The sequence below is a fragment of the Nostoc sp. genome, assembly GCF_036917195.1.
Classification (GTDB): Bacteria; Cyanobacteriota; Cyanobacteriia; order Cyanobacteriales; family Nostocaceae; genus Nostoc.
Map to the genome: position 1 here is coordinate 1 of NZ_JBALDG010000090.1, position 12,764 is coordinate 12,764.

Sequence of the window (12,764 nt, forward strand, 5' to 3'; positions counted from 1 at the left end):
ACTCCAAAGTCGTGTTGAGGTACTCCAAAGTCGTGTTGAGGTACTCCAAAGTCGTGTTGAGGTACTCCAAAGTCGTGTTGAGGTACTCCAAAGTCATGTTGGAGTACTTCAAACTTTGTCGCACCGCAATCAAGTACAGAGGTGCGACACATTTTTATTTTTTAGACAAAACCTACGCAGTATTGCATCAAAATTGCTGCCATTCCCAGAAGCCATAATTACCGAGGCGACTTGTCGGCATACATCGCTAATACTGGGAGAAACCAAGCTAAGGGTAGAATCAAGGCGGAGAGTCATAACAGCTAATTATAGATGCAAAAAAAATATACTAAGTCGTGGTTGGATAATGATACAGTAGCCGCGTGGATTTTTCTCACACCAGCACTAATTTTGCTGGGCGTTTTTATCATTTGGCCGATCGCCTATTTGTTCTACCTCAGTTTCACCGCTGGTAGTTTCACTTTAAAAGGTATTTATTGGATAGGCTTAAAAAACTATTGGCGCTTGCTAGTCAACCCCGACTTCTGGCAAGTTCTGGTTAACACCTTTTATTTTACTGTTGCTACGATCATTCCCAGTTTAGTTATCTCCTTGGGATTGGCAGTGCTATTAAACCGCTCCATTCCCTTGCGGGGCATCCTGCGAAGTGCCTATTTTCTACCTTCAATTATCTCACTTGTGGCAGCAGGTTTGGGATTTCGCTGGCTGTTTCAAACATCAGGGCCAGTTAACGGACTTTTAGATTTTTTTGGCATTCCAGCCATACCCTGGCTAGGAGAGACATTTTGGGCTATGCCGATACTTATTTTAATGAGTATTTGGAAACAACTAGGTTTCAATATGGTGGTTTTTTTAGCAGGGTTGCAAGCAATTCCTCCCAGTCGTTATGAAGCAGCAGATTTGGATGGAGCAAATGCTTGGCAACAATTTTGGTATGTTACTCTGCCTGGATTGCGCCCGACTGTGATATTTGCAATCATCACTACTGCGATTTTTACATTGCGGAGTTTTGAGCAAGTTTATGTGATGACTGGCGGTGGCCCACTGAATTCGACTAATTTGCTAGTTTACTACATTTACCAAGAGGCTTTTGGTCAGTTTGATTTTGGTTATGCAGCAGCAGCCGCGACGGTTTTATTAGCAGTGACGCTGGTACTAGTTTATTTGCAACTGCAAACTTGGGGAGAGGAGTAGAGGTTATCAACCTAATTCATAATTAAACAAGATTTGTAACCAGTGCTTCTGCAAATATTTAGAGTTCCAGTTGGGGTTTTGGCGTAAGCGCTCAGTCGAACGGTTTAAATCCCTTCACATAAGATAATTATGAATTTTTACTTCTTATATAGGCTGCGATATTCCCAAGGATTAACAAATTTAGTATCACTCCAAATGCCAAGCCGTTGCTGCTTCGCTTCAACTTCGGCTTGTTGAACTAAGTTTTTACTAGGACACTTGTTTAAATAGGGACGATACACTTTTGCTAACCCTTCTTGCAACAATACCTGTTGTACAAAAGTGCCATTTTTTAACCTGACTTCGGCAATTTTGCGTCCATAGCGATCGCTATCTGTGATATTCAATGTCACGCGATCGTCTCCTTGTTGCACCAGTTGTTGCACTCGTTGTTGGGCTTTTACACCCCAAGTAAATTGATTGCGATCGCTAATGCGTTTACTCTGCTTTTCTTTGTTAGTATGAGCTATTTCTGGCGCATCTAGACAGGCAAAGCGCACGGTAAAATTTTTGCCATCAGCATCTTTAACTACTATAGTATCTCCATCACTCACTCGCTCAACTGGTTCTCCAGAAGTACTGACAAAGCGATCGCAGCCGATCAAACCCAAAATCATGATAGTTGCATAAAGCCAAAATCGCACTGGTTTAGTTAATTTCTCCATCCAAACTTACCTGCATTACCTCTGTGGGATGATATTAGCAAAATGAAAAGATATATTTGTTAACTATTGACCAAGCCCCGTTGGGGCGGGAGTAGGGAGTAGGGAGTAGGGAAAAAATAGCCCCAACAAGAGCGTGGGATACAAGCCCCGAATGAAAGACGATTGCATTGGTCGGGGTTTCAGAGCCACGACCAATGCTGTCTTCCCTACTCTCTACTCTCTACTCCCTACTCCCTTCTTCATGACATACTGCTACAGGAAATTCACAATTCCAAATAGTGATGTCCGCCAAAATACCTATAGGTTTGTAGAGAAAGGGTGGATGAGGAGAGGAGCAAATTCCTAGATTATAGTTCACTATAAGAATTGTAACCTTCCAATTGTCAGCGGGAATTCCTGATGAACTTCTTGACTCACATTCTGCATCTAGCTGGTTCAGGTGTCTTTGCCTATTACTCTGCTGCTCAAATTCGTGATTTGAAAACCCGTCCCAACATTCTTGCGGGGTTTCAGTTGGCGGAATCTGGCTCTGTGCCGTTTTTAACTGCACTTGGCGATCGCGCAGCTGCTGAAGGCGATACATGGCTAGCCCAAAAACTAGCAAAACATGCATCAGATGAAACTAGGCATGGTAAAATTTTTGCCCACGCCTTACAACAGTTGGATAAACAAGTTATAGATTTCAAGCGTCAACCTCAAACTCCATCCACAAAAAAATCACAGCAGCGTAGTCCCTTTTTCGCAGCATTCTTTGAGGGCTACCCTCAAGAACAGTTCAAACCTGCTGTGATTGATTGGGATGTGTTTATGGCTAGCACATACATTCTGGAGTTAGATGCTAGCAAAGACTTTAAGCGAATGGCGAAAGTATTACCTGATAACGAGCCAACTGCTCGAAACTTGAAGTTAGGAATGCTAAGTATTGCCGAAGATGAAACTGGACATGCTGCTTATCTCTACGAAGCGATGATGCGACGGATGTCTGCTACTAGAGTACAAGAACTTGTAGATATGTGGCGAACCCGCAAGGTAAACGCCATGTTGGCAATGGTTGGCGGTATCCTCCAGCGCAACGGTGAAACGCGATCACTAGTCCAGGATAGTGCGCCATCGGAAATCGATTCTGAGTTGGTAGCTACGTAATTATAGATATCTTGAGTACCTGATGATCAACTACCCCTGGCTCAATCTTTCGTTAGCCAGGGGTTTCTATATTCATTAGCATAACCTGAGATTTTTGAAGCTTCTTAGCTCCAAGTTGCTCCAAACTTCTAGTTTTTTGGCGTATTTTGCTAAAGCTTGGGACTTATAATCTAAAACTTCTCAGACATCCTCTAAGAGCGATAAACTTGATCAACGGTTCCTACAAGGAGAGTAACCTAGCTGGCGCGATCGCCTTTATATCGAACATTTCTATTAATGCCGAATATTAATTGTTTCTCTCCTGCTTGAAGGCTACCGTGTATACACAAGTCTGAAACAGTTTACTTATCTGGGTAAAAGCTACGGTTATTACCCCTCCCTAACCCTCCCCGATGCATTGGGGAGGGAACTAGATTTCCTGTTTCCCCCTAATAAACGGGGGGATTAAGGGGGGTAATTCGACTTGTGTATACACCGTGCTGAGGTTGAATTGCCTATTCGGATTTTGAAGTAATTGAGGTTCTTAAGTATTCTTAAAGGAATTAAGAAAAATCAGCAACCACTAGTTATGGAAGACCTAAAACAAGCAATAATCAGATAACTAGCGGTACTACCCAGTAAATCTAAGTCAGGTTCTTCCTACAAAAAAACTATGAAAGCTGAAGCAGAAAACCATCGCAGGCTGACTTGTGAAGTAGAAACTACCCTAAAGGTGATTGGCGGACGCTGGAAAGTTTTGATTATTAGAGAATTAATGACTGGCGTCAAACGGTTTGGTGAGTTGCAACGGGCTTTACCTGGAGTTACGCAAAAGATGCTGACCCAGCAACTTAGAGAAATGGAGGAAGACGGCATTATTCATCGAGAAGTTTATCCTCAAATTCCGCCTAAGGTGGAATATTCACTGACGCCTTTAGGAGAAACTTTACAACCAATTCTCTATGCTATGCATGAATGGGCTATTCAACATTCAGCTCAAACAAATCACCATCAATATTGAATTGTTTATTCATCGTTACGTAAATATTCAATCGCTGCCTCTAATTTTGAGGAGTAACTTCCAGCAAACCTTTCAAACCAAAGTCCTTCAGACGAAAGTGGATCTACTTTAGCTAACCATTCTTTTGCCTGCACTTGCAAAGCCTCTAGTTGTTTGGCTTTGAGTTGTTCTTGTCGAACTCGTTCCTGTTCTAATTCTTGCTGTCTTTTTAACTCAATAGCAGCATCCTGCTGGGCAAAATCAGCCTGAACTTCTGCCAAAAGGTTATCTATGAAAGATGCCGACTTTGGCGATGGTGGGATAAAGGATTTGGCTGTGGCTGATTTTGACTGCTGCTGTTGAGGTTGTACTTCTTTGTATTCAGTTTGGAGTTCAGCTAACAGCTTATCAATGGAATCCATTTTTGTAATTCCTATAAATGGTATAGCTAGTCATTAATGGCATTTAGCAGCACTTCCGACAGACTCAAATCTTCCATATCTTCCATAGTAATTGTGTCACAGATATCAAACTTAGCACCAGCACTTTGGAGTTCATCGTCTAAGACTTTGAGAAAACGGGTAGCTTGTGGATCTGTGCCGACTTGAATGAAGGAAATTGCTAATTCTTCATCTCGATCGATACGGCGAGAAGCTTCAATAATCACTTTCATAACTGCTTTGCGATCGTCCGGCTCACCATCAGTAACCACTAAAATTGTTTCACCATTTGGCTTTGTTTGACCGGCTGTTTTGCGTTGTAAGTAATCATCAGTTGCGTGTTTTAACACACCTGCTAAGTCAGTTGTACCAGAGGGATCATTTTCTCTAAAAATTTGCGCTACTATGTTTGATGTCACATTTTCGTATCGTTTAAATTTACCAGAAAATACATAGATAGTGATGCCATCTGGGTCAAATTGCTCACACTTACTTGCTAAAGCTAAAGTAGATTCCTGTGCTGCAACCCATCTACTTCTACCACCCTTTTGATCTTGGGTTGCCATGCTGCCACTTTTGTCGATAATTAAGGTATAGTCACGATTTTCTAGCATTATTCAATTCTCCAGTTAAGAGTCAATCAATTTTGGATTTGAGATTTTAGATTAACCGCTAACCTATAGCTAGGTATTGGGAAAGTAATTTGGGATTTAGGATTTTTTCCTAGTTGAAACTAGTTGCTCTTAAACCAAGTTTAAATTTTGAATTCTTCAATCCAAAATTTAAAATTTAAAATCTAAAATTGCTTATTGGACTATGGGTGAGCAACATATTAGTCAGTGATTGCGTTCGTCAATACATCTACAAGGCTCATTTCTTCTAAGTCGTCTAAAGTGACGGTATCGCAAATATCAAATTTAGCGCCGACACTTTGCAACTGGTCATCCAAAGCTTTCAGAAACTTAGTTGCTTGGGCATCTGAACCTACTTGAATGATCGAAATTCCTAATTCTTCATCACGTTCCATCTGGCGAGTAGCATGAATGATGACTTCAAACACAGCTTTGCGATCGTCTGGTTCACCATCGGTAATGACTAAAATTGTCTCTCCGTTTGGCTTGCTTTTACCGGCAGCTTTACGTTGAAAGTAATTATTTAAGGCATCCTGAAGTACAGCTGCTAAATTTGTCGTCCCAGAAGGGTCATTTTCGAGAAATATCTGTGCGACTTTGGCTGAGGTGACATCATCGTAGCGTTTAAATCTACCGGAAAATAAGTAGACGGTGATCCCATCGGGGTCAAACTGTTCGGCCTTTCTTGCCAAAGCCAGAGTAGACTCTTGGGCTATCTCCCATCTGCTTCTACCACCCACTTGATCGGGTGTGGACATACTACCGCTTTTGTCAATGATTAATGTATAGTCGCGATCGCTCATCATAATATTCCGATGATTGTTACCCTGTAATTCTAGTCTAACTCCGTTTTTTTACTAGTAAGCAAGGCTTTTAAGCTTTTGTATCAATTCTGCTATTAAAAAAAACCACGCCACAGATGATGAATGCGTCTTTGTTCCCGCAGAGAATAAAATCTTCCTAGTCCTCAGCCTCCAATCCCCTGAAAATACCAAAAGTTAGACATTGCTTTGCTTGTTGCATCCATATTTAGTGTGGGAATAATAAATACTACTCATCTTGACACACGGAGCTAAATAAACCTGAATTCGACAAACCTCTCGCTGCCTTGAATTTTCGTTCAAGTCTTTCCCTCTCCGACTCAGAGAGGGGCGATTTTAGATAGTAAAACTAGAGAAAGGTTTCTTTATTGCTTAATTTTAGAGATAAATTCTGGTATGAACCATCCTAGATTTTTAGATAACCCGGCAGAAAAACAAAACACACAGCAGCAAAACTTTTCGCCGACATTTCTGCATCAGATGATCAATGCTATATCTGACCCAATTTTTGTCAAAGACCGTCAACATCGCTGGGTATTACTTAACGATACCTACTGTCATTTCGTAGGTCATAGCCGAGAAGAATTAATTGGCAAGTCAGACTATGATTTTTTTCCTCAAGCAGAAGCTGATGTGTTCCGGCAACAAGATGAACTGGTTTTCACCACAAATATTACTAATGAGAACCAGGATCTTTTTACCGATGCTCAGGGTATAACCCATCTCATCTCTACAAAAAAGTCTTGCTTTGAGGATGAGACTGGTAATAAATTTCTGGTGGGTAGTATTCGAGACATAATTTTACAGAATGAAGCCGGAAAAGTTCTGGGTGTGACTGGCACACTGCGCGATCCCCAGCAAGCATCAGACCTACATCGCACTAATGCTGTGCTGCAAGCTCAACAAGAAGCTTCCATCGACGGAATTCTGATTATTGATGAAAATCGTAAAGTTGCATCATTCAATCAGAAATTCTCCAAGTTATGGCAAATTCCTGCGGCACTGCTCGAGACAGGCGACGATCGCCAACTCCTGGGATGGGTAGTAGACCAACTACTCAATCCAGACGAATTTTTGGCTAAGGTGGAGTATCTTTACCAGCATCCAGAGGAAAGCAGCCGTGATGAAATTTTCCTGAAGTTTGGAAAGATTTTTGACCGCTATTCTGCACCCGTGCGTAAACACCAAGGAGCTTGTGGTGAGACATCACCTTTAGAAGACTATTACGGTAGAATTTGGTATTTTCGCGACATTACCGAATACAAGCAAGCAGAGGCAGAACTTAGGGCTTCACAGCAAAGACTGGCATTGCTGATTGAACAAACACCTTTAGCAATTATTGAATGGAATACCAACTTTCAGGTTGAGACATGGAATCGGGCAGCAGAAAGAATCTTTGGATACACCACAGAGGAAATCCTGGGGAATTATTTTGAGATCATAGTACCTGAAAACGCCAAGAAGCACGTAAATGAGATTCTCACTGCCCTGTTAACACAACGAGGAGGGAGTTTTAGTGTCAACGATAACGTCACTAAAGATGGCAGGACAATAGTCTGTGAGTGGTATAACAACCCGTTAGTGACTACTGATGGCCAAGTGATTGGCGTTGCCTCAATGGTGTTAGACATCACAGAACGCAAACGAGCAGAAGAGGAACAGCAAAAATTTGTAGCGTTGATTGAAAACAGCAGCGACTTTATTGGCATTGCTTCAATGGAAGGGCAAATTCTCTATATGAACCCTGCCGGACTGAAGATGGTGGGACTTAGTAGCCTGGAAGCAGCCAAAACCAAATCCTTGGTTGATTGTTATTCACCAGAAGCTTTTGCAGAGTTTCAGCAACAGATTACTCCTTTGATATTTCAACATGGTTTCTGGCAAGGGGAGTTTCGCTATAGGCATTTTCAAACGGGCATAGAAATTCCCACTGATTGCAGCCTGTTTCTGGTTAAACATCCTGAAACAGGAGAGCCTTTCTGTCGGGTAGCTGTTATTAGGGACATCACAGAACGTAGACAAGCCAAGGAAGCCCTGCTAAAGTCGGAAGCGCAATTACGACAACAAGCTCAAGACCTCAAGAAAGCATTCCGCCAACTTCAACACACCCAGACTCACTTAATTCAAAGTGAAAAGATGTCCAGCTTAGGTCAACTAGTCGCAGGAGTGGCACACGAAATCAACAACCCGGTCAATTTTATCTATGGCAACCTCAACCCTGCCAAGGAATACACCCAAGATTTACTTTCACTATTGCAACTCTACCAAAGTCATTATCCGCAACCTGTGCCAGAAATTGAGGATTTTGCAGAACTAATTGAACTGGACTTTTTGAAATCAGATTTGCCACAAATAATCAGCTCGATGAAAGTTGGGGCAGACCGCATTCGAGAGATTGTGCTTTCCCTGCGAACTTTTTCGCGCTTAGATGAAGCCGAAATGAAAGCTGTTGATATCCATGAGGGAATCGACAGTACTCTGATGATTTTGCAAAGCCGCCTCAAGGGTAATAACCAACGTCCGACAATTGAAATAATCAAAGAATACGGCAAACTACCGCTGGTTCAATGTTACGCTGGGCAGCTAAACCAAGTATTCATGAATATTTTGACAAATGCGATCGATGCTTTAGAAGAGAGAGTGGGGGGCAGGGGAGTAGGGGGAAATAACCAATGTCCAATGCCCAATTCCCAATCCCTAATTCCGATAATTCGCATTTGCACCCAACTACTGGAGCCAAATCAGGTAACAATTAGGATTACCGACAATGGATTGGGAATACCAGAAGATGTTAAGAAACAACTATTTGACCCCTTCTTTACTACCAAGACCGTTGGTAAAGGCATGGGGATGGGACTTGCCATTAGCTACCAGATCATTACAGAAAGACATGGCGGTTCCTTAAAATGTATTTCGCAGCCAGGACAAGGCGCTGAGTTTGTGATTAAGATTCCCCGGATTCAGAATACGTCAACATAATTCGTAATTTTAAGAGCTTTCTTACCATACCGTGAGTAAAAAACAAAGTATTTCCGCTACCAACACCACTTCCTTTCTGGAAGTAGTAATTACGAATTACTCTCTCCTCGTCATTATGAATTATGAATTAGTAGTTATCTAAATACCTCCACTTCTTCAGGAACCTTCATTTGGTCGAGAATTCCCCAGATTTCCTGTAACATCGGCTCTAACCCGGTGCGAGTAACTGCTGAAATCACAAAAACTGGGGCGTAGGAGAGATGATTAAGTTGGGTAGCTAACGTCTCCAAATCGACAGTTTCCCGATCAACTGCATCAATTTTGTTCAGCGCCAAAATTTGCGGGCGTTCTGCTAAACCCCGTCCATAGGCTTGTAATTCTTGCTTAATTGTGTTAAAGTCTCGAACCACATCATCACTAGTAGCATCAATTAAGTGAAGTAATACCCGCGTGCGCTCAATATGGCGCAAGAAATCATGTCCCAGCCCTGCTCCTTGAGCTGCTCCCTCAATTAGTCCGGGAATGTCGGCGAAAACAGTACCATCGCCAGTAGGTTTTTGCACTACACCCAAATTTGGGATGAGGGTAGTGAAGGGGTAGTCTGCGATTTTTGGACGTGCAGCTGATAAAGATGAAATTAAAGTGGATTTACCAGCATTTGGTAAGCCAATAATCCCCACTTCAGCCAAAAGTTTTAACTCCAGACGCAGCTGCTTTATTTCCCCTGGTAATCCTGGGAGGGCGTATTCTGGGGCGCGGTTACGGTTACTCAAGAAATGCTGATTTCCCAAGCCGCCTTTACCACCTTGGGCAATCCGCAAAGTCTGCTTAGGCTCAGTTAAATCCCCCAGCAATTCGCTAGTTTCAGCATCATAAATGGTTGTACCACAGGGAACTTCGATGATCAAATCTTTTCCTGCTGCTCCAGTGCAGTTATTTGGGCCACCACGAGTCCCTTTTTCTGCCTGAAAGCGATGGTTGTATCTGAAGTCTAGCAAGGTTTGCAGGTTTTCATCGGCAACGAAAAATACCGAACCGCCTCGTCCCCCATTACCACCAGAGGGGCCACCAGTCGGCACGTACTTCTCACGCCGGAAAGCGACTATACCATCGCCGCCTTTACCAGCTTCAACTTCAATTTCTGCTTGGTCGATAAATTGCATACTTAAATAATAGTGAGAAGTGAGGAGTTAACAATTAGGAGTTAAAATTATAACTTCTCACTTCTTACTCTAACTAAATATATGGTGAAACATCTTCACCACATTTATCTGCCAGATAGGAGAGGGCGCGGAAACGTAAGCCCACCAGTTGCTCATATAACGGGTTAACTTTACACATCGGTGGGATGTGGACAATCTTACGTCCAAATAGGGTGACATCCCGCTCAAAGGGACACTGAGAGGGAATCATTTTACACAAAAAGCGGGCTACTCTTGGGTCTTGGATATCTAGCCGATCAAGCCAGTCGCGCAGGGGATGTAATGCATTAATTTGACGCTTTGTAAGTCTAGGGCTGGGGATAGTGGAAGTGATTTGCAGTGGCTGTTCTAGAGTGTGGCGAAGGGCTTCAAGTAAATTCTCTGGCTGTTCTAAGGATTGGCAGAACTGTTGCAAAACCTGATCTTCGCTGGGAGAATAAGTACCATCTGCGATCGCTACCATTATCGCTGTCCTTAAGAAATTTTCCGCTGCTGGTGTACCTTTACCCAACACTGGGGCTAATTCCTCTGGCGTAATTATCTCTAGTGAGTCCCATTTAATCCCAAGAGCTAATTCATCTTTGGTGATGCTGGCAATTAATTCCTGTTCTTGAGGATCAAAATTACCATCTGCCCAAGCAATGGTGAGCAGTCCACGCAACCAAGCGGCAATCTGTTCGCTGCTGTAGGGGGATCGAACGGTACTTGTCATAAACTCACGTCTGGTAGCTTTACCTCAGTCACTACTAAGCTAGCCTACCCAGTGACTATAAAGATGGTAGGGACAGCAGAGAAAAATCAAGAAAGTGCGATCGCACCACCAATGCCAAGAGCAAACGCCTTGTGTATAAAGGCGTAAACCAGAGAAATTTCCAAATCGCAACAATCCATCTTAAGGTAAAATCCGTCTGAGAGTAATCTTGAGAATTTTTATAATTAAATTTATGAATCAAATTAAAGTGATTATCGGTATTATACAAGAATTGTGACTAATTCTCCTCTGGATACAATGAAGCAGACGCCATCGCACCATATATAATCCCTAATTTTATGCTGATAGGAGTAAAGTCACTATTGCTAAATAGTCGTATATATTCTCTTCTTTATATCAATTAGCACTAATTAGATTAGGTTGAACAAATTTTAGATTTTGGATTTAAAATCCTGTTGGGTAAAAACGTTTTAGCAGCCCTCGCCATTTTAAATATGGAAACCCAATTTAAGTGAGTCCAAATCATTGTAATTAAGGTAGATTTATAATGTTTTTATTTGGCATTGAGCATGAAGTTGCTTTCCTTAACAAAGAAGGAAAGTTTGCTGATTTTTCCCACACAGAATTTGCTGATTTCAATCAAATTATTGAAAGGCTACCTACATACCCCAGCGACTATCCTCAACTACGCATCGGCGATGCTGGTATTAAGATAAAGAGATGGTACATTGAGGGATTTGAAAGATTTGCAGATTCCGACAAGGTGATAGACTGTCATGCTAAAGGTATCGAAATTAGAACAACTATACATTCTGATATTCAAGGCGCTATTACTGAATTATCAGAAAGTTTTGACTTGCTACATGAAGTTGCTGCTAACTTTGGTTTCTCACCTGTTTTGGTCAGTTTTAATCCCTACAATCTGGTTTTTGAGCCTCAACCCCCATTAAACGATTATGAAATCAAACAGCTAGAGGCTTATCCTGACGAACAAACTGCTAATATTCACATGGTGACATACGGTCCAGATTTAAATATTTCAGTGGCAGATTTGTCTACTGAAGGTGTGATTGATATTGGCAAAAAGTTAACTTATTACAGTCCTTATATCGTCCCTTTTAGTTATAGTTCCCCTTTTTATAACGGAGGTTTATGGGATGGGTTATCGGTACGAACGTTTATCAGAACCGGAAAAAGACCAGCAGCTCTAGTTTTTATTGAAAAACAGGAACAACTGATTAATAGCATACCTTCATTGACAAAAATCGCCCGCATTCCAGCTGAAGTGGGACGCATCGAATTTAAGGCTTGTGATAGTTGTGATGATTTTTTAATCTATGCAGCTTTGCTGACATTATTGAAAGGTTTGGTATTAGATAAAACTTTGCTGGGTAGAGCAACTGTACCCGATGCAGCGTTACATCAACTTTCTGCAAAAGAAGCGTTTGACAACGAGGATATTTTTGGAAATGCGACAAAAGTCTTACAAGCAGCCGAAGTCGCCTTGGGAGATGATCCAGATGTTCATTATTTAAGGCCGTTAAAAGTGCTGCTGGCGAAGCGAAAAACAAGATCCCATGAATTAATAAAAATGTTCCATCACGTAAGTTCAATAGAAGAGGTAATAAGGCAGACTTATTAACTTTAGAGGAAATTGGGAATGGGGACTCTTAGAGGATGTTTGAAAAGTTATTCAGGTTGTCTGCAATTGGTAAAAGTTGCGTCAAGCAAAGCTTGTGCTGCTGATTTACTCACTTGCCAATGTTCATTACTTAAAGCTATTTATAATGCTGAAATTGCTTGATAATTTTCCTGATTTTTCACAAGGTAGACAAAACCAACACTCATCATATCTCATGTAGGCTTTGCCTGTTTATGGATTTTTTGCCAACCATCCAAAGAACAAACTTCAATACAGTTTGTGCTTTCTAAACATTTCGATTCATGAACGAGAACAG

11 protein-coding genes are annotated in these 12,764 nt (G+C 41.7%); 5 read left to right on the forward strand and 6 right to left on the reverse strand.

What is annotated here, in order from left to right:
• Positions 1 to 312 precede the first annotated feature (312 nt).
• Complete coding sequence (locus tag V7K40_RS30530) at positions 313 to 1,194, forward strand: sugar ABC transporter permease (RefSeq protein WP_334966469.1); 882 nt, start codon at positions 313 to 315, stop codon at positions 1,192 to 1,194.
• A gap of 137 nt (positions 1,195 to 1,331) precedes the next feature.
• Here V7K40_RS30530 and V7K40_RS30535 read toward each other — a convergent pair whose 3' ends face one another.
• The gene (locus tag V7K40_RS30535; protein ID WP_334966471.1) at positions 1,332 to 1,898 is read right to left on the reverse strand and encodes a thermonuclease family protein; all 567 of its coding nucleotides are present in this window, start codon (positions 1,896 to 1,898) and stop codon (positions 1,332 to 1,334) included.
• A gap of 399 nt (positions 1,899 to 2,297) precedes the next feature.
• On the opposite strand from V7K40_RS30535, the gene V7K40_RS30540 reads away from it, so the two are divergent.
• Positions 2,298 to 3,041, forward strand: coding sequence for a ferritin-like domain-containing protein (locus V7K40_RS30540; protein WP_334966473.1), 744 nt, complete (start codon positions 2,298 to 2,300; stop codon positions 3,039 to 3,041).
• Positions 3,042 to 3,693: 652 nt separating this feature from the next.
• The gene (locus V7K40_RS30545) at positions 3,694 to 4,041 is read left to right on the forward strand and encodes a helix-turn-helix domain-containing protein (RefSeq protein WP_334966475.1); all 348 of its coding nucleotides are present in this window, start codon (positions 3,694 to 3,696) and stop codon (positions 4,039 to 4,041) included.
• A gap of 5 nt (positions 4,042 to 4,046) precedes the next feature.
• Here V7K40_RS30545 and V7K40_RS30550 read toward each other — a convergent pair whose 3' ends face one another.
• From V7K40_RS30550 to V7K40_RS30560, 3 genes are all read right to left on the reverse strand, one after another.
• A complete protein-coding gene (locus tag V7K40_RS30550; RefSeq protein WP_334966477.1) occupies positions 4,047 to 4,442 on the reverse strand; it encodes a hypothetical protein in 396 nt (131 codons plus the stop codon).
• A 26-nt stretch (positions 4,443 to 4,468) separates the two neighbouring features.
• Complete coding sequence (locus tag V7K40_RS30555) at positions 4,469 to 5,074, reverse strand: VWA domain-containing protein (protein WP_334966479.1); 606 nt, start codon at positions 5,072 to 5,074, stop codon at positions 4,469 to 4,471.
• Between the two features lie 218 nt (positions 5,075 to 5,292).
• Positions 5,293 to 5,898: a VWA domain-containing protein gene (locus V7K40_RS30560; protein WP_334966481.1), complete on the reverse strand. Its 606-nt coding sequence runs from the start codon at positions 5,896 to 5,898 to the stop codon at positions 5,293 to 5,295.
• Between the two features lie 411 nt (positions 5,899 to 6,309).
• On the opposite strand from V7K40_RS30560, the gene V7K40_RS30565 reads away from it, so the two are divergent.
• Positions 6,310 to 8,892: a PAS domain S-box protein gene (locus V7K40_RS30565; protein ID WP_334966483.1), complete on the forward strand. Its 2,583-nt coding sequence runs from the start codon at positions 6,310 to 6,312 to the stop codon at positions 8,890 to 8,892.
• Positions 8,893 to 9,026: 134 nt separating this feature from the next.
• Here the strand turns inward: V7K40_RS30565 and obgE are convergent, their stop codons facing one another.
• Together obgE and V7K40_RS30575 are read right to left on the reverse strand one after the other, a co-directional pair.
• The gene (gene obgE, locus V7K40_RS30570; RefSeq protein WP_334966485.1) at positions 9,027 to 10,055 is read right to left on the reverse strand and encodes a GTPase ObgE; all 1,029 of its coding nucleotides are present in this window, start codon (positions 10,053 to 10,055) and stop codon (positions 9,027 to 9,029) included.
• A 73-nt stretch (positions 10,056 to 10,128) separates the two neighbouring features.
• On the reverse strand, positions 10,129 to 10,806 hold the full coding sequence (locus V7K40_RS30575) for a Mo-dependent nitrogenase C-terminal domain-containing protein (RefSeq protein ID WP_334966487.1): 678 nt from the start codon (positions 10,804 to 10,806) through the stop codon (positions 10,129 to 10,131).
• A gap of 547 nt (positions 10,807 to 11,353) precedes the next feature.
• Here V7K40_RS30575 and V7K40_RS30580 point away from each other — a divergent pair.
• The gene (locus V7K40_RS30580; RefSeq protein WP_334966489.1) at positions 11,354 to 12,448 is read left to right on the forward strand and encodes a glutamate--cysteine ligase; all 1,095 of its coding nucleotides are present in this window, start codon (positions 11,354 to 11,356) and stop codon (positions 12,446 to 12,448) included.
• Positions 12,449 to 12,764 lie beyond the last annotated feature (316 nt).